Source organism: Limosilactobacillus mucosae (assembly GCF_013423865.1).
GTDB lineage: Bacteria > Bacillota > Bacilli > Lactobacillales > Lactobacillaceae > Limosilactobacillus > Limosilactobacillus mucosae.
In genome coordinates this window covers 749,955-767,169 of record NZ_CP058954.1, presented here as the reverse complement: position 1 = coordinate 767,169, position 17,215 = coordinate 749,955, and the positions used below count along the sequence as shown (strand labels likewise).

General features: G+C 43.1%; 18 protein-coding genes and 1 CRISPR repeat array. Of the genes, 3 read left to right on the top strand and 15 right to left on the bottom strand.

Annotated elements, in window-relative coordinates:
• Positions 1-13: 13 nt before the first annotated feature.
• The gene (locus H0G69_RS03710; RefSeq protein ID WP_420890832.1) at positions 14-1,783 is read right to left on the bottom strand and encodes a DUF2075 domain-containing protein; all 1,770 of its coding nucleotides are present in this window, start codon (positions 1,781-1,783) and stop codon (positions 14-16) included.
• Between the two features lie 242 nt (positions 1,784-2,025).
• Here H0G69_RS03710 and H0G69_RS03705 point away from each other — a divergent pair, with 242 nt between their 5' ends.
• The 3 genes from H0G69_RS03705 to H0G69_RS03695 all read left to right on the top strand — a co-directional run bounded on the left by H0G69_RS03705 (position 2,026) and on the right by H0G69_RS03695 (position 3,988).
• Complete coding sequence (locus H0G69_RS03705) at positions 2,026-3,105, top strand: NCS2 family permease (protein ID WP_180305200.1); 1,080 nt, start codon at positions 2,026-2,028, stop codon at positions 3,103-3,105.
• 11 nt (positions 3,106-3,116) lie between these two features.
• Positions 3,117-3,674, top strand: a complete 558-nt coding sequence (locus H0G69_RS03700) for a phosphoribosyltransferase family protein (protein ID WP_180305199.1) — start codon at positions 3,117-3,119, stop codon at positions 3,672-3,674.
• Positions 3,675-3,769: 95 nt separating this feature from the next.
• Entirely contained in the window at positions 3,770-3,988 is a 219-nt protein-coding gene (locus H0G69_RS03695) for a hypothetical protein (protein ID WP_180305198.1), read from the top strand.
• Between the two features lie 587 nt (positions 3,989-4,575).
• Positions 4,576-5,199: direct repeats of the CRISPR family, unit length 36 nt; unit sequence GTTTCCGTCCCCTTTTAACGAGGATCATTTCATATC.
• A gap of 217 nt (positions 5,200-5,416) precedes the next feature.
• On the opposite strand, the gene csm5 is transcribed toward H0G69_RS03695, so the two are convergent.
• The 14 genes from csm5 to frc form a co-directional block, all read right to left on the bottom strand.
• Positions 5,417-6,421 carry a type III-A CRISPR-associated RAMP protein Csm5 gene (gene csm5, locus H0G69_RS03690; protein ID WP_180305197.1) on the bottom strand — a complete coding sequence of 335 codons (1,005 nt, stop codon included), beginning with the start codon at positions 6,419-6,421 and terminating at the stop codon, positions 5,417-5,419.
• A complete protein-coding gene (gene csm4, locus H0G69_RS03685; RefSeq protein WP_180305196.1) occupies positions 6,418-7,317 on the bottom strand; it encodes a type III-A CRISPR-associated RAMP protein Csm4 in 900 nt (299 codons plus the stop codon). Before csm4 ends, csm5 begins: the two co-directional genes overlap by 4 nt.
• A gap of 6 nt (positions 7,318-7,323) precedes the next feature.
• A complete protein-coding gene (csm3, locus tag H0G69_RS03680; protein WP_180305387.1) occupies positions 7,324-7,989 on the bottom strand; it encodes a type III-A CRISPR-associated RAMP protein Csm3 in 666 nt (221 codons plus the stop codon).
• A gap of 8 nt (positions 7,990-7,997) precedes the next feature.
• Positions 7,998-8,396: a type III-A CRISPR-associated protein Csm2 gene (gene csm2, locus H0G69_RS03675; RefSeq protein ID WP_180305195.1), complete on the bottom strand. Its 399-nt coding sequence runs from the start codon at positions 8,394-8,396 to the stop codon at positions 7,998-8,000.
• A gap of 6 nt (positions 8,397-8,402) precedes the next feature.
• Complete coding sequence (cas10, locus tag H0G69_RS03670) at positions 8,403-9,836, bottom strand: type III-A CRISPR-associated protein Cas10/Csm1 (RefSeq protein ID WP_275691269.1); 1,434 nt, start codon at positions 9,834-9,836, stop codon at positions 8,403-8,405.
• Between the two features lie 56 nt (positions 9,837-9,892).
• Positions 9,893-10,771, bottom strand: coding sequence for an IS3 family transposase (locus H0G69_RS03665; RefSeq protein ID WP_180304329.1), 879 nt, complete (start codon positions 10,769-10,771; stop codon positions 9,893-9,895).
• A 23-nt stretch (positions 10,772-10,794) separates the two neighbouring features.
• Positions 10,795-11,082, bottom strand: coding sequence for a transposase (locus tag H0G69_RS03660; protein WP_003688751.1), 288 nt, complete (start codon positions 11,080-11,082; stop codon positions 10,795-10,797).
• A 67-nt stretch (positions 11,083-11,149) separates the two neighbouring features.
• On the bottom strand, positions 11,150-12,001 hold the full coding sequence (cas10, locus tag H0G69_RS03655; RefSeq protein WP_180305194.1) for a type III-A CRISPR-associated protein Cas10/Csm1: 852 nt from the start codon (positions 11,999-12,001) through the stop codon (positions 11,150-11,152).
• Positions 11,988-12,752, bottom strand: coding sequence for a CRISPR-associated endoribonuclease Cas6 (gene cas6 / locus H0G69_RS03650; RefSeq protein WP_180305193.1), 765 nt, complete (start codon positions 12,750-12,752; stop codon positions 11,988-11,990). The genes cas10 (H0G69_RS03655) and cas6 overlap by 14 nt, the downstream gene beginning before the upstream one ends.
• 108 nt (positions 12,753-12,860) lie before the next feature.
• Positions 12,861-13,166: a CRISPR-associated endonuclease Cas2 gene (gene cas2, locus H0G69_RS03645; protein ID WP_180305192.1), complete on the bottom strand. Its 306-nt coding sequence runs from the start codon at positions 13,164-13,166 to the stop codon at positions 12,861-12,863.
• Position 13,167: 1 nt separating this feature from the next.
• Complete coding sequence (locus H0G69_RS10905) at positions 13,168-13,308, bottom strand: hypothetical protein (protein WP_240164370.1); 141 nt, start codon at positions 13,306-13,308, stop codon at positions 13,168-13,170.
• A 174-nt stretch (positions 13,309-13,482) separates the two neighbouring features.
• Positions 13,483-14,076, bottom strand: a complete 594-nt coding sequence (gene cas1, locus H0G69_RS03640; protein ID WP_240164369.1) for a type II CRISPR-associated endonuclease Cas1 — start codon at positions 14,074-14,076, stop codon at positions 13,483-13,485.
• Between the two features lie 518 nt (positions 14,077-14,594).
• Positions 14,595-15,770, bottom strand: coding sequence for an AEC family transporter (locus H0G69_RS03635; protein WP_048345186.1), 1,176 nt, complete (start codon positions 15,768-15,770; stop codon positions 14,595-14,597).
• Between the two features lie 100 nt (positions 15,771-15,870).
• On the bottom strand, positions 15,871-17,211 hold the full coding sequence (frc, locus tag H0G69_RS03630) for a formyl-CoA transferase (RefSeq protein ID WP_180305191.1): 1,341 nt from the start codon (positions 17,209-17,211) through the stop codon (positions 15,871-15,873).
• Positions 17,212-17,215: the final 4 nt, after the last annotated feature.

Sequence of the window (17,215 nt, the reverse complement as noted above, 5' to 3'; positions counted from 1 at the left end):
GATCCCAACATTTTTAACTATGTCTTTGATCCAGCGCTGCCCGTTTTAAGGCCGCCTGCAGCTGCGGATCGACCGCGTGCAGATATAGGCCGTGCACGCCCCGCGTCAGCAAAACGTTCAATTCGTTGTGCAGCAACTGCTCACCAAATCTTTGCTTAGAGTGATCTTTCATCGTCCGACGCTGAACGGCTTTTTTATTGGCACTGGCGCTCGGATCAAAGATGACCTTGCCATCGCGATACTTCACCGATGGACCGATAACCACGCCAACATGATTTAAATCAAAGCCCTGGACGGTATAAGTTGAGCCGATCTCGTGAATCGTATGCGGCTGTTCGGCCCAGGAAAGGTCGCTGTATTTGACACCATTGATTTTTTTGACGTTGCTTTTCAGCTGCAGATTCCAAGGCATCGACCAATTCCCTTCACTGACGCACCAGTAGCTGCCATCTTTGGGCTTGCTGCTAGAATATTTCCAGTCAAACGTTGCCACCATCCGACTGATGCCATGGCCATGATCCTCAGCGTTAAACCTGGCAATTGCCTGTTCCATTGCGCGTGGATCATCAAAAATCTGCAGATCATAGCTGTCGTCGACTGGAATCGGATAGATGCGGCGCTGATCCACGAAGTCGCGAATCCAGCGAATCGTTTCATCCGAGGCCGCAATCCGCATTTGATTTTTCAGTCGAATTACTTTGTCACCAGCCAGTCGCTTGAGATGCTGCCAATCTTCATTTTCCATGATCTCATCGGCCGTCAGTACCTGCTTGTGATCATAAACCGCCAAGACGACTTTGGCCCGTTTGAGAATATCGAGCAGCTGATTGTTGCCATGGCCGTGATAGCCTTGATTCTGCTGGGTCCACAACAAATGTGCCTCATCGATAAAGGCCACGTCTGCTTGATGATTTTCATCATAGCGATTGATGAAGCGAGATGGCTTGATGACCGTTTCATCATCACCTATCCCCAGCTTTTTGACGATCTGCTGGTAAACCTTGAGCTGCTGGGGATGATTGACCATCATGACGGCATTGAGATGATCCTGCTTGGCCAACTCATAAAAGATATTGCTCATCAAAACCGTCTTCCCTGCACCAGCCTCGCCAGTCACCAAAACCAGCTGACCGGTCTGATTTTTAGCCAGTGCCTGCTCAACGGTTTTGAGAATCTTTTTCTTGGCCTGATTCTGCTCGTCAGTCAGTTTATTGAACGGCGAGGCCTTAAAGATTGCCGACTTTTCTAGAAGCTGACGCGGCGGAAACAGGTTGCGGTACTGCTTATTTTCACCCAGCTTGTCCCAGATGCGGTTGAAAATTGGAATGAACTCCTCGCTCGTGTAGTACTTGCGTTGGGCATTTTCACGGCGATTGTTCAACTTCGAGATCACGTCCACGCTGCTCAGGTACTGCATCATGCGGTTTTCGATGTCTAATGCCAACGATTTATTAAAATGCTCATGACCGATCACAAACATGTGCGCGTTTTTGGCATTGCGCAGCTCCTCCCAGTCTTCACGCGTTTCTGGGTCGGCATCCAAGTGCTCCAGTGTCCGGCGCTGAATATCGATGGTCTCGCCGACATAAACCGTGTAGTCCTCTTTGTAGTCGCTCTGCTTGCCTTGATTGTCGATAATGTAGACCGTTGGATAATCCGTTAACAGTTCCTGCTCATGGTATTTACCCGGATAGCGTTTTTCGATCTCCTCATCCAGATGCGCGGCCGTGTCTTTACGATAGGACGTTTCAAATATTAATGGATCCTTGACTTGTTCGCTCATAATCATCCCCGCTTAATCATGATTGGCTGATGTTTCATCGTGCCGTTTCTTCAATTATATTATAGTTGATTCGCTATTGCGGTCCTAATTGAATCTTTTGGCTGACACCGTCTTTCACTTGAATGAAAGGCGGTTTTTAAGATTATCTTGACATTTGTCGATAATCAGTTTAATAATGTTCTAGTAAATTGCCTTTATTTAATTAGTTCTGTTATTTAATGTTCGTGTTTTAGGAGGAGATTATGCACTGGTTCGCTGACTTGATCGCTGCAATCGGCGTGGTCTTAAACGGAATTCCCCAAGGTATCATGGCACTGAGCCTTGGATTCGCGGTGTTCCCAACCACGTTTTCATTTCTGTTGGTTTGCGCGATCAACTTTATCTTTAATTCGGTCGCCCCGGTTTCTTTTCAGGCTGAATCGCTGGCACTGACCGGCAATCTGGGCCGCAATACCAAGGAATACACGTCAATCATCTTTGGCGGCTCGATCATCATGGCCATTATCGGTCTGACCGGCACCTTGACCAAGATCGTTGGGATTCTGGGCAACCATATCATTACTGGAATGATGGCCGGCGTTGGTATCATGCTGGCAAAAATCGCGCTCGAAATGACTCAAAACAATCAGAAAAGCTTCACTGGCTGGGTTTCAATTGCCATCGCGGTGGTTACTTATTTAATCTCAAACGACCTGGTCTGGACGATCTGTCTTTCAGTTATTGGCTCCAGCCTGTATGCCGTCTTTGGCGAGCACTACCGCAACGAGCTGCCTGCCAACGTGACGATGCGCCGCTTTATTTTCACCAAGCCGACGTTTAATCCACGAATCGTGCGGGGCGCGCTCAGTCTGGCCTGCCTAAACATTGGCGCCAACCTTTCATATGGACTGATTACGGGGCAAATGACCGGTATCAAGCCCAATCCCGTCAACTTAAACCTGCTGACGACCTCACAGGCACTGGCCGACATGGGAACCAGTCTTTTAGGCGGGGCGCCGGTGGAAACCATTATCTCGGCAACTGCCAGCGCGCCGGAGCCAGTCATTGCTGGGTGTCTGATGATGCTGATCATGGCCGTGATTCTGTTTGCCGGCTGGCTGCCTAAGATTGGCAAGTACGTTCCGAGCGCATCAATCGCCGGGTTCCTGCTGGTTTTGGGGATGTTTGTCACCTTCCCCGAAAATGCCGCCACCGCACTGGCTGGCAAAGAACAGCTGGTAGCCGCCGCCACCATGATCATTACTGCCCTGGTTGATCCATTCGTAGGTCTGTTGTCTGGTGGCTTGCTGAAAGTCATTTTGCCGCTGTTAGCTGCGCTTTAGGGGGAGTCATTATGAAAAAATATCGTATTACCGTTGGCGACCAAACTCGTGACCTGCCACTGATTCCGATCAGTGACGACACTGCCATTGCTTCATTCGTGCTGCTGGGCGACGACGCCATGTCCAAAACGGCGGCTGAACTGCTTTTGCCTAAGCTGCCTAAAAAGTTTGATTATGTCGTAACCGTTGAAAGCAAGGGAATCACCTTGGCACATGACATCAGTCTGTTGTCCGGGCATCCTCGTTCATTCGTGATCCGCAAGTCAATCAAGGGCTACATGGAAAATCCATTGACGACTGCGGTTGACTCCATTACGACCAAGGGACAACAGCTGCTCGTGCTTGATGGGGCCGATGCTGCCGAGCTTAAGGGAAAGTCGGTCGTCTTAGTCGATGACGTGGTCAGTACCGGGGGCTCGTTAAAATCAGCCGAAAAGCTGCTCAACCTGGCTGGCTGCCAAATCGTTGCCAAAGCTACTATTTTAGCAGAGGGCGCTGCTGCTGATCGGGATGACGTGACGTTTTTAGGCAAACTGCCACTGTTCAACCTGGATGGCACGATCAAATAGTCCATTCATTTAGATAAATACCAATAATCGCCGACCCAGATGTCAAAAGCATCCAGGCCGGCGATTTTGATTTTGCTGATATATGGGAAACGGCTGTGTGCCCTACTTTTGAGAAAATATCGCTGCAGGTACGCAACATCGCCAAGATCGCTACAGCTTATTCCAAAACTTTAATAGGAAAAGGCTGGCTGAATGCCGGATCCGCAGTCGGTGCGATTGTCTTGGCCAATGAATTTAGTGATCTGTTGGGCAAAAGCCGCAGTCAAACGTCATTAGCACGCTTTATGCAAGAAATCCTGCATATTAACGTATGAAGAATTCATCATTACCTACTTTTTTCAAAAATCGACTGCATAGTAGGTAAAAATCAATGTATATCAAGTTAGGCCGACTGAATATACTACCTACTTCTGATCCGAAATCAGCGAATAGTAGGTATTTTTAAGATTGCTAGCTGATCAAGCCATATTTTTATCACAAAGTCAGCCGCCAAATGGTTGTTATTATGGCAGTTATAATATCACTTCCGGCTCCTATAGCATTGAGAAAACTCATCTATGGAAACTTTTTAATAAAATAGACAAAAAATCGGAGAGCATATCAATTAATAAAATAGTTTGTCCCCTTTAGCGAGGATCATTTCATATCGGCAGTAAAGGCCGAGCGTGGGTCAAGCGTGAAATCTTTGAGTTTCCGTCCCCTTTGAACGAGGATCATTTCATATCGCGATCGAAAAACTGTTTGCTTTGAAAATTGGCGGTTAGTTTCCGTCCCCTTTTAACGAGGAGCATTTCATATCGATATGGCACACGATACGACGATCATCGGCCAGCGCTAAGGTTTCCGTCCCCTTTCATTTCATATCACGATGAGATTGATTGGACAGCAAAGGAGGTGAGGTAGTTTCCGTCCCCTTTTAACGAGGATCATTTCATATCGACGTATACAATGTTTTTCATTGGTGGATCGATTAGTTTCCGTCCCCTTTTAACGAGGATCATTTCATATCGACGTATACAATGTTTTTCATTGGTGGATCGATTAGTTTCCGTCCCCTTTTAACGAGGATCATTTCATATCCGACAAGTTCCCGGAAACCGATTTTGCAAACGGCGGTTGGTTTCCGTCCCCTTTTAACGAGGATCATTTCATATCAACCAACTAATCAGCCACAATCTAAAATTGAATCAGATAAGTTTCCGTCCCCTTTTAACGAGGATCATTTCATATCATTAAATGAAAGGAAGTGATGAGGGCTATAAAGTCCAAGTTTCCGTCCCCTTTTAACGAGGATCATTTCATATCAATAAAAATTAACTTAACAAGGTGATTATAACATGATTGTTTCCGTCCCCTTTTAACGAGGATCATTTCATATCTCAGACTAGAGATAAATATGAACGCAATTTGAAAGTGTTTCCGTCCCCTTTTAACGAGGATCATTTCATATCTAAGTTGAGTGCGTGAAAAACATTCAATCAAGGAACAAGTTTCCGTCCCCTTTTAACGAGGATCATTTCATATCTATGCTGCATCAAAATGCCGATATATCAAGCATACTTCTTACTTTTGCCTGCCCAATATTTGGACGGGACAACCATCAGACAAGTCAATTCTGTCCAATTTTCGGACATTTCAAGCTCTAACATAGGTATATGTTTATATACTACCACTACCATACCTGTCTCATCAATTATGAATATATAAAAATCCTCATCGCTGCACACGATGAGGATATAATTCTAATTCTTCTTTTGCAGTTTAAAGCCACACTTACCCATTTCGTAATAATGGTCGTCATTATTGATCAACATGTACTTTACCTGCTTGCCATTCTCGATCTGCTTTAAAGATTGGCGTTTGTAACGAGTCAGTTTCATAACCCCTTTACCTTTCAACTTCATCTTCCAGTAAGATCGTCTCTGAATCCCCCTAAGATCAACATGTCCATAATCTACCTTAGTCCAGAGTCCGCTACCGGCACCTAAGTATAAAGGAGCCAGGAAATAGTTAGGCTGCACGTATTTATCGGGAAAATCGCACAAAAACTGCCTTTCATAACGTTCATAAAAACGCTTAGCCATTTGTGGCAATTGATCAATCAGTTTTTCCGCTCGTGCAGTCGTTGTTGTGATTGTAAAATCAATCTTGGTTTGTGGCCGAATTGCTTCTCTGAAAAGCGGCAACCCCTTAGGCTCAAATTTTTTTCGGTTCAAATCCCATTTTTGAACAATTCTCAATTTATCAACAGGGATCGGTTCACTATCAGAAACTCGAATCTCATTAAAGATATCGTCAACACTACCCCAAGCAATATTGTCGTTGCCAAAGTGTTCATTGACTAGAATCGTCCGCAAAGCGCCTTTAAGCGAAGAGCCTGGGATATATGCATTGCCGTATCCATCTTTAACAAAAGCATGAATCTCATTTAAACGGCCTCTTTTTACACTTTCATAACCTGTCTCGGGAATTTTATAACCTCCAAAATCCCGATCCATGATTTTATATTGATGCAGAAAGTCAACCAAACGATTGCTGCGGCGACTTGGATTTACCAAAAACTTTTCAAATGCCTCGACTACGCCAGGATATTGACGCAGCTTCAAATACATTTTCCCCATATTAGGAAAATAATAGTTTTCATTTTCATAAATATAATTTTTAGCAGTATACGTTTCACCACTACCAATATGAACTGGCGCCATCGCAATCAGCCGTAGCCTATACTCATGATATCCCGCAGTCATTTAGCCGCCTCCAATCCATAAAACATCCCTTTGGCATAGTTCCATACTGGATGAGCAAATCCATTTGGCCGTACATCTGCAATCACTCCGGCATATCGTCTGGTAAAGACCGAACCACTCGCAAACTTATAGAGATCTTCTTTTCTCAGCTGCTCACTGGTATCCGGACTGTAGGTAAAACCACTGCTTTTTACCAAACGATAATTAGCATCATCAACTACTAGCCCTAATTCATTGTCATTAGGCAAGCTCGTTGTCAGTAATACCTGCTTATCAGCTTTGTCATCAGCCAGCATTTCCCCCATTAAAGATGGGACCGGTAAAATCTCCATTTCAAAGCGTCCATAGCCACTAGTTCGTTTCCCGCCTAAGCCGCTAAACTGCAAACTAGTCATTAATTGTTCAAATAATGGATCACTGCTTGCCAATACATACAGTGAGGAACGATATTCAGTTACCCCAACTTCATAGGGATCAGCACCTTTTTTCATTAAAACGGTCTGCTGCGCAAGATTCATTTCAGTTTTAAGCAGTTCTTCAGCAGACACCTTTCCATTTAATAGATCCAAAAGTCGATCTACTGGAACAAACCTTAAAGCTCGAACCGCCTTATTTGCTTGATTATCTTCAACAAGCGTCCGTAAATCCATTTTAAGAGCTATCTCACCAACTGGCACTGGCAAATATGGCTGTTCTTGATAAGGAAAAGCATCACTGATTTTAAATTCATCATTCTCAGCAACTGTCATCCATTCTTTCAAACAATCATTTTTCAATGCTTCAAGGCATAACGCGCTAAATAAACGACTTGCCGTAAAAGTAGGTACGCTGGTGTTAAGATAGCCATCGCCAAAATGTGCATTACGGAAACGCAAACGGTAAATTTTTGTTTCCATCACTTGCTAAGCTCCTAGTTCTTCGTTGATCGCACTAGCATCGTAATCACCAAAAACGGTTTCAGCATGCAGATTAATGAACTTAATCTTGCCGTAGCCACGACTGCCGCTACCCCCAAGATAATCTAATTCCAACAGCTTAAAGCCATCTAGCAGTGTCTGCATATCTTCATCAATTTCTTGTTCATCGGTTAAATCATAAATCAATTCAAAATTAAATTCGCTGCCACGAATTGCACGTTCAATCTGCCGAGGATTTGCAATTGCGGTTGTGCGATCAATTGTATTTTCAAATTTGGCTTCTGTATATCCTTCAGCACCTTTATCTAAAAGTTCTTGGGCATTATTTAAAAACGAGTCACGAAAAATCAAACGCGCTGGTACTGGTTGATCACCATTTTCACCGCCACCATCACTTGCACCAAAAAGACGAGTAATTCGCTCATCATCATCATTAGGCGTTTGGGCAATCGTTTCATTATAAGCCTTAGCTAAAAGTGAGCGCATTTTTCCTTTCAGACTGGAGCCTGGAATAATTGGCAGGTTAGTCAATGGGTCTTTGATAACTGGCGAATCAATTGCGCCAATCGCTGCAAAAGCATCACTTCCCCCAATATGCAAACCACTTTCTAATTCAATCGTTCCCGAAATCTTAATCTTTGATAACATGATTGTCCTCCCTATTCATTGTAGTACTTCAAGTAGGCTACCAACGCTTCCATATAGTGGCAAAAACGGATAATGTCCTCTCGCTCTTTCTTCTCATCGTTGTTTTCAATCTCATTTTGAATTGCAAACAAAATATCTAAAATCTCCGCTTCATCAACCAGTTTTTTTACAGCCTGATTGCGACCGCTTTGATAGATAAATTGAATTCTCAAGTAGGCTAAACGTTCCTCAGCTGCTTTAACGCCTTGATTGATTACAATGTTATAGATCGTGCTGGTCATTGCTAATAAATTGCGCAGCTGCGTCGAGGTCAGCTTATCATGACCAACCTTGAAATCAACGTCTTTTAAATTTAAAATCACTGACTCTGCTTCATCAACATAAGTGTCTTTCTTAAATTTAACGTTCATTTATAACTAGTCCTCCCGAATTTCATAAATGTATAGTGACAGCGCCGTTTCAACTTTTTTAATTTCGAGGGCATTGTCATACCAACCAAGCATGGATTCCTTAAATTGCTGAAACGCCTCTGTATCTTCAGCGTCATCTTCAAGTCGAGATAGGAAGTAGGCCAGTCTGGCAAAAGAAATCCGATCTTCTTCATTACGCGACCGCAACAGTGATAATAGCTTGTAGGCAAATGACTTGCCACGATTGCTTTCCTTTTTAAAGAACTGGCGAATTTTCACTAATTTATCGTAATAGACATCATTGATAAATTCATCCACATCAAAAATCATTGATGAGTCAAATAATGCAACGCGATGTTTTCCTGCTAACTTGGCTTCTTGCAGCAGTTGATTGGTTCGCCTTGCCACGATATTAATCGGCATTGTGGCTTGATACATATAAATTCCTGCTGAGAACGTCATCTTTTGATCGGTCCAATCAGCAAAATATCCTCTTAAGCGTGCCAGCAGCTTCAAAATATCATCCCAGGCCCCAATGATAAATGCATCATCACCACCTGAATAGATCACTGTAGCATGACATCCCTCAGCAAAGGCATTTAAATGCACGTTAAAGAAACTGGCAAGGCGCCGTGAAAGAGATGCATAGCGACTAATCGTTGTATACATTCCGTCTCCTTGATTGGCAAAGCCAGCCAAAAAGCCAGCATACAGATCATCGACATCAATTCTTAAGGCCGCCAGTCGCTTAATCCCAACTGCACTTTGATTATCTTCTTTGGTCCAGTCACGATCGGCATATTTGCTGAATTCATTATTGGTTAAGTCAGAATAGTCGCCTACCCAAAGATAGGTTTGTTGCTTAAAGCCAGTATTCAATTGATTTTTAGAATAGATCCTGCCGCTGACTGCTCCTTTTTGAATCGTTTCTTTATCCGTAACGCTAAGAAATGCTCCTGGTCCGACTGGCAAGCCTTCTTCATCAGCATTAACCACAAAGAAATCATCTTGCTGAATATTTTTAGAGAAGCTTTCCAATTTTTCACAAAGCTTACATTTATTTGTTTCGGGATTCAGACTGGCGACAGCATGGCAGACAACACATTCTCGTCCTGCATGCTTGCCTTGCTGGTTTAGTTCCATAATTTGACGAGCATCAAACTGCCGCAACTCAGAACGATTGATTTCACGATCAATATCTTTAAAAATCCTACTATAAGAATCAAAAGTATTGTCCTTTTCAACCTGGAGTGACATAAATTGTGACGTTCCTACCGAAACATGAATCTCAGCACCAAATTGTTCCTGGAGAAATTCATTAAATTCTTCACAATGACTCGCTATCAGCCGACGATTTTTTGGTGTGTTCCCTAAGAGAATGTATCCTTGGCCTGCAGACTCAAACAGTACGTTGGCGCGAGTCAATTCTGTATCACTCAGCAGCGTATTGGTCCCCTGTCAATAAAATAGACAATTTAAATAGAGACTTTTTTGTCCTATGCCACGACTAAATTTTGAATTTGAGTTTGATACTCATCTTCAAGTTGCTTTGGTGATTTGAATCCACAGTGACTGTGAATTCTAACTGTGTTGTAAAACGTTTCAATGTACTGAAAAACTAGTCGTTTAGCTTCGGAGTATGAATGGATTTTAAACCGATTTATCCATTCACGCTTAATCAAGGCGTGAAACGACTCAATGCAGGCATTATCCCAAGGATAAGCTTTCTTTGAATAGCTTAATGTCATGCTAGCTGTAACTTGATTGTAAGCTTCAGACGTAAACTGACTACCACGATCACTGTGCATGATTAATGGCTTGCTAATATGGCGACTGTGCTTAGTCTTTTCAATAAGTGGGATGACATTCGATACCTCCAAGGTTTCAGATAAGTCCCAACCAATGATCCGTCGGGAGTACAAGTCCATAATACTGGTTAAATAAACGAATCCGTCATGAACTGGAATATAAGTGGTGTCAATGCACCAAACGGCGTTTGGTCGCAATGGATTGAACTGCTCGTCTAAAATATTTATTAGCTGTTTATCAAACTTAGAATTGCGAGTGGTAGTCGTCCAAGGGGTTAGGTAAACGGCGTGAATGCCAAGTTCACGCATATACTTACCAACAGTTCGTTCAGCGATCTTATATCCTTTTGAGCGAAGTTCTTGGGTGATTTTGCCGGCACCGTAAATACAAAGGCTTTTGAGCCAAATTGCTTTAATTTCACCTTGAATAAACTTCTTCCGAAGCTTTCGCGGTGATTGGTGATTATGACGCTTTTCTCGTTGATAGTAACCACTTCTTGAGATTCCAACATAATCACACATACCATTGATGGAAGGGTGGGATTCCAAAGCGTGCTGAACGTCCATTTCTTGGTATACCTTTTCGGTAGTTACTTGCTCAGAATCCCGATTGATTTTTTTAATACTTCGATCGCTCCTTCAGCGTCACGAAGTTGACGCTTTAGTCGTGCAATCTCCTTGTCCTTATCGCTGGCAAAATTACCAGAGCCACGGCCAAACTCCCCAGTCTCAGTAAACAGCTTAATCCATTTATGTAATGTACTAGCCCCAATACCTAGATTCTTACTTATTTCATTCATGGTCATGTGATCCTTGTTATCTAAGTAATACTGAACGGCCTGTTCCTTAAATTCCTTGTCATAACTGTGCTTCGTCATTATTTGATCCTCCAATTTACTTCCTTAATTATACTAAATCAGAGTCTCTATTTAACTTGTACACTTTTTATTCTAGGCCCATATCAATGAACCATTCGCTCAGCATATTGGCATAGAAAGCCCGACTGCGCAGCTGCTTATGTGCCCCTTGACTAACGATCGTATAGATGAATTTTTCCAAGCCAGTGAATTTAAAGCCCATCAGCAAGAAGGCCATTTCTTTATAGAATTTTTGCGCACCAGTATATAGGCGTCGCTTATAATTATGCTCATCGACAAAGTCCAAGTATTGCTGAATAGCCATGGCGAAAGCCGCCGTCAGCTTCATGTGGTCATAAAGCGAAATGTCAGCAACTTCTTCCATGTTAGTTGAACTTGGCATAAACGACATGGTAGCTTCCATCAAATTCAAGGCACTCTGCATATAATCTTCGGTAGGCTTGATTGCCATTAAGCCTTCTCTAAAACGTTCAACACCCCGACTGTAATCAGCATGAGTGTAATCATGGCGCTCATCAGTTGGTATAATTGAATGAACATCATCAAGTCGTAGTTCTCCCGGTTTTAGATAGCGTTTTCCTGCATGTTTCCCGAATCGATTAAAAACATCTTGCAGAGGGGTTTTAGCATCCCATTTGTAATTAACGTCTTCATCATTCGGCCGCCGATCAGTACCACTGGCAATATTGTCTGCGATATAGGTGATATAGGATAAATCATCATCAGCCAAATTATCATTACGTAAATTAACGTGGTGATACTTTAGACAATTTAAAATCGGCTTTTCATTCATGTAGGGCTTAAGAAATTCAGCACCAACCAGTTGATGTTTCTTTTTTAAACCGGTCGTTCGCTGTACTGCTTTACCGATATCATGAAATAAAGAACCATAATATAAATCAACTTTACGCTTTTCCATTATTCTCCTCTTTTTGATTCTTAAGCTGGATTGCTCCCAGTCCTAGACTTGCCTTGGCACCGACCCCAGAAAACTCTCCAAAGCTCAGCAATGCACCGAGATAGTCTTTTAGGGTCTGGCTTCCATAACATCTAAAAGTTAAATAACCTAAAAATCCGGTTACAAAACCGCCATGAATAAAACAACGCTGAGTCCGCAATCGATAATTGGTAATCTGGGTTCTTTTACAGATCTCATCCAGCAGTTCAACATCAATCTGCTCGCTATTTTCAATTGCTTGATTATATTTGCGCATCAAGCTTTGAAAAAACAAACGGACATCAGGAATAAACTGGTAATGTCCCTGCGATTTAAACGTCATTGGCGAAACGATTTTTAAGTCATACCATCCTGTAGCTTTGCCAAGGTAAAACTGCTTGGACAGATCCTTTTCTGTTAAGACGCGCACATTACGATCCAGGATTACAAATTCTTTTTGACTGGCACTGACAAATTCAAATTTTTTCAGATCTGGATTTAGCAATAACTCATCAAAGATAGTTTCCATTTCAGCATCTAATGCATTAAACACCAGCTTTACAGTTGTTGGCTGCTCATCAATATATACAGAGAAAGGATTATCACCAGTTTGATGAAACTTATCGACCAGATCAGAGTCTAAGCGCTCCATTAGCCAGCCATTTAAAAAGACTGCCAACTTTCGGTCTGTGCGTGGGATCGTCTTTGCACAGGTCAAAACATATTGTTTCAAATACCTCTCCTCCCAATAATTAGGCATTTTATTCTAAAACGTCTTTAATATCTATTTTAATAAAAATAACTAGGCAAATAAATACTAAAAAAGCGTTTTCTAATCACCTTAGAAAACTATCAAACGAGGTCTGCCAATCGTATAGTGGGGTGCATTTTTGCCTAGAATCGTAACTTGTTTATCGTTCACTTCATCTGGAAGCAAATAAAGCGTTATTAAACCAGCATTAGGAATTTCTTCATTCAATGTTTGAATCAATTTGTTTTTAGTATTGATTGACAGAACCTCTCGCTCATAGAGACTAAATTGCTTCATGGAAAATCCCAACTCCACTAAGCGTTTACGATATAGATTTGCCTGCTTGCGTTCCTGTTTGGTATTGCGTGGCAAATCAAAGCTTAACAGCAGCACCAATTTAATCACCGCCTTCAATAAAGGTTGGCAGCTTGATTCTTCCCGAACTGCCAGCCTCAATGCTTGAAACGAATGAATCGATAGTCAATTCAATAGCATCCTGCAGATACATCACATGATTATCGATAACGCATTTGTTCAATAAAACCTTGATAATGTTTTTTCGATCATCAGATTCCAAGGTTTCATGTTTGGTAGGCAAAATATTTTTAAAGACATAGTAATCAACAAATGGGCGATAAGGTTCAATAATATCATCAGACAGATTAAATGGGTTTTCAGTTGAGGCATGGTGAATCCCGATACTAGGCTCGAATCATTTTAATACTAGATTACGCCTGATTAAAGCCCGCAGGATGGCATAACCATAATTTAAACCGGCATTTTCTAAATCAGTAGTGCGTCCTCTTTTAAAGTCATCGCCGAATAACTTTTTAAAATATAATCGAGCTGCACATGCTTCATTGTTATGCACATCATGATCAGTCACTGTCTTAGTCATGGATTTTAGAACCTCAGTCGATTCCTTTTCAGTACCAATTTTTTCAAGACAGACTGCTTGGTTGATGATTTTAGAAATAACGATTTTTCTCCATAATCTTCCTTTAACTTTACTTGATGCCGAAAGTTGACATTTTAACCGTTCAAAGCGATTCTGCTGACCATATACTGATTCCAACACAGATAACGGCGAATGACCACGATCACAAAAAAGCAGCCCAATCTTATTATCTGCACATTTTTCAATAACTTTAGCCGACAAATAGCATTGTGAGTTATCAAAAATCAATATCTCAACATCCTCAAACGAAAGATAGTGCTTCTCTTTCGTTTCAAGGTTGGTTAATTTGAATCCATTATGTGTCACTGCGACAAAATATTTATTTTCTACATAGACAATGTTTTTCAATTAAACCATTCCCGCCTGTTTCTCGTTCTCCCCTACCACTTATCTTTAAGTTTAGCGCATTTTTTGAAACCGGATTCACTTAATTTAAAAATACTGAAAATCCTCAGAGGTTAAAGCCATCATCACTGAGCAGCGTCAACGGAAATAAGCAGCCGGTTTTCGCAATTTAGCAAAAGCTTTTGCGGCTGTTACTTTGCATAGATAACTCTCATAAAGCTTTGCCGCCGAACATGATTCAGCTAGCAAAAAACTGCCAAACTAAAAAGCATAACCTATTGGCTGCTAAACAACCAACAACTCAGCATCGTTATATGTCCGTTGATTTTCTCAGTGTTGTCGTTTTAATACGCATAAGTTCAATTAAAAAATCGCATCATCCTTGGCCCGACACAGGCTGCGGATGGTGCGATCTTTATTTGTGGTATTTTTTCTACTATTATATAGGAAGTTTTAAGTTAATTCGTTTCAGGAATTATCCAAAGGAAGAAAGATTGACTGTGAGGAAAGAGTGCAGTGCTTTAGAAATGGGCAGCTAAAATCGGTAACAGCCAGATCCAGAAAATGCAGGTCGCTGCAAATGCCACTGTAGAAATCGCCACTGAACTGGCACCTTCTCTGACATAGATGTTGTAGCGACTGGAAATAATGATCCCAGAGAATGCAGGTGGCAAGGCATTTGCCAAGCAAAGCATTGAGATCTTGGCTGGATCGGAGCCCATCCCGCAAAGGTAGGCAACCAAAACAATAATGGCTGGCGTCAAAAGCAAACGATAGAACGTGTTCCAAAGCGATTCCTTGTCGATTGAGAACTTAACCGTTGAAAGTGACAGACCAGCTGCCAATACGGCAACTCCGGAGTTGGCTTTGGCAATCAGATCAAAGCTTGGGGCAAACGAAGCTGGAATCTTGATGCCCAGCAAAACCAGGACGAAAGCCAGCAATGGAGCTGCAGCAACCGGCTTTTTGATGGCATTGATAATTGCAGACATCGTTGAGTTGCTGGTTTTCTTTTCGCCATTGCCCAAATGATTGTGAGCCTCAGCTCTAACCAGATCGATTTCACGAATAATGCCTTTTTCGCGCAATGCCTTGGCTTCAGCATCGGTAACCGGAATCCCGTCAGCGACGGTAACTTCTTTTTCTTTTACCGGTGCCACCTCATCAGACTTTTGCGGCAGCTTGATCTTAACCTTTTCGCCATCAGTCTTAGAAGCCTTGGCCCGAGCTTCGGCTTGACCTTTGTTGATCAGTGCCAGCCCAATTGGAATCGTCACTGCGTTAACTACGATTGAAACGATCCCGATAACCAGGTTGGTATTGGCATCATTGCCATAAATCGGATCCAAAACCGCAAAACCCAGGAACCCGATCGTTGGTGAACCAGCGATCATTGCGCAAATGGCGGCTTCCTGCTTGGTCCGGTGAAACATGATTCTGTCCAAAAAGTAGCTGAGCAAGAACAGACCCGTAACCCCGAAAAAGGCAATCAAGGTTAAGACGATATCTTTAGCAAACATTTCACGCGTTGCCGAAACGATTGAGATGAACAATGCCGCCGGTAAAGCAATGTTTAGCACCAGCTTGTTTAGCCCTTGTCGTTGGTCATCGTCAAAGAATGAAAACTTACCACACAGATAGCCCAAAATCATGATAACCAAAATTGGAACAATATCATCAATTAATATTTTTTCCATGTCTACCCCTCCAATTCTCTTTTTGGCATGCCTGGCAATAAAAAGGTGGGATGCGGTCAATGCCGGTCATCCCACCCAAGCCATGGCAAATGCCTTTAGCTTATTTGCCCTTGATTACTTCCCGACGTGGGTTCTTAGGGCCACGAGCCTTTGAGATGACGCCTTTTTCAACCAGGTCGTTGATTTCATCGGCATCATAGCCTAAAGCAGAAAGGACTTCGACGTTGTTTTCACCCAGATCTGGTGCCCGCTTGTAGTCTGGCTTATAGTTGCTCAGCGTAAACGGCATCCCAATCGTCTTGAAGTTGCCCCGGTTGCCGCCTTGGTCAATCGTGACGATCGTGCCATCCTCGTTTAAGTCCGGGTCGTTTTCCAATTCGTGCCAGTCAATGACCGGGCCAACCGGAATTCCGGCTTCACCAAGTTTTTGCGTCAATTCATATTTGTCGTATTGCTTGGTATAGGATTCAATCAATGGGTAGATTTCTTCCTTGTGTAACTGCCGGTGTTCCCAATCACTGAAACGCTCATCGTCAATCCATTCTGGGTGTCCCATCGTATTGGCAATGGCTGCCCAGCTCTTGTTGGAGTCTTGGATTACGATGTAGACATAGGCGTTTGGATCGGTTTCCCAGCCTTTTGCCTTGTAGGTCCAGCCAATTACCTGACCGCCTTCCGTATTTTCAGCCCGTGGTACGGCCTTGCCCCACTTGTAGTTAGGGTAGACGGCATAGTGCGGCAGCGCGCCCAGGTTATCCAGCATGATCTGGTCACGCAGCTTGATCCGGCAAAGGTTCATGACCGCGTTTTGCATTGATTGATAGACCAGCGTTCCTTGACCAGTCCGTTCCCGCTGCATCAAAGCCGCCAGAATCCCAATGGTCAGGTGCATGCCCGAGTTGGAATCGCCCAGAGCAGCTGCGGATTGCGTTGGTACGTTGTCAGCGCCCTTGTTCCAGCCAGTCGTCGAAGCCGCGCCACCAGCAGACTGGGCAACTGGTTCGTAGGCCTTGACATCAGCAAAGCGTGATCCTTGGTTAAAGCCTTTCAGCGAAGCCATGATCAAACGCGGGTTCAGCTTGTGCACGTCTTCCCAGCCAAAGCCAGCCCGATCAGCTGCACCTGGCCGCACGTTTTCAACAAACACGTCCGCCTTTTTAAGCAGGTCCGTCATGATCTGTTTGCCTTCAGGAGTCTTGATGTTGAGCGTCAGTGACTTCTTGTTGGCATTCAGCTGCAGGTAGTAGAGACTCCATGAATCCTGAATGTCCAATAACTGATTACGGGTTGGATCACCGGTGTCTGGCCGTTCGATCTTGATGACTTCAGCACCCAGCCAAGCCAACAGCTGCGTACAGGAAGGACCGGATTGTACCTGCGTCCAGTCAACGACTTTGATTCCCTTTAATGGTGCGTATTCATTCGTCTGTTCTTCAACCATAATT

Coding starts and splice junctions, on each gene's coding strand:
- H0G69_RS03710 (WP_420890832.1), bottom strand. CDS start 1,783: ATGAGCGAACAAGTCAAGGATCCATTAATATTTGAAACGTCCTATCGT.
- H0G69_RS03705 (WP_180305200.1), top strand. CDS start 2,026: ATGCACTGGTTCGCTGACTTGATCGCTGCAATCGGCGTGGTCTTAAAC.
- H0G69_RS03700 (WP_180305199.1), top strand. CDS start 3,117: ATGAAAAAATATCGTATTACCGTTGGCGACCAAACTCGTGACCTGCCA.
- csm5 (WP_180305197.1), bottom strand. CDS start 6,421: ATGACTGCGGGATATCATGAGTATAGGCTACGGCTGATTGCGATGGCG.
- csm4 (WP_180305196.1), bottom strand. CDS start 7,317: ATGGAAACAAAAATTTACCGTTTGCGTTTCCGTAATGCACATTTTGGC.
- csm2 (WP_180305195.1), bottom strand. CDS start 8,396: ATGAACGTTAAATTTAAGAAAGACACTTATGTTGATGAAGCAGAGTCA.
- H0G69_RS03665 (WP_180304329.1), bottom strand. CDS start 10,771: ATGGACGTTCAGCACGCTTTGGAATCCCACCCTTCCATCAATGGTATG.
- H0G69_RS03660 (WP_003688751.1), bottom strand. CDS start 11,082: ATGACGAAGCACAGTTATGACAAGGAATTTAAGGAACAGGCCGTTCAG.
- cas10 (WP_180305194.1), bottom strand. CDS start 12,001: ATGGAAAAGCGTAAAGTTGATTTATATTATGGTTCTTTATTTCATGAT.
- H0G69_RS03635 (WP_048345186.1), bottom strand. CDS start 15,770: ATGGAAAAAATATTAATTGATGATATTGTTCCAATTTTGGTTATCATG.
- frc (WP_180305191.1), bottom strand. CDS start 17,211: ATGGTTGAAGAACAGACGAATGAATACGCACCATTAAAGGGAATCAAA.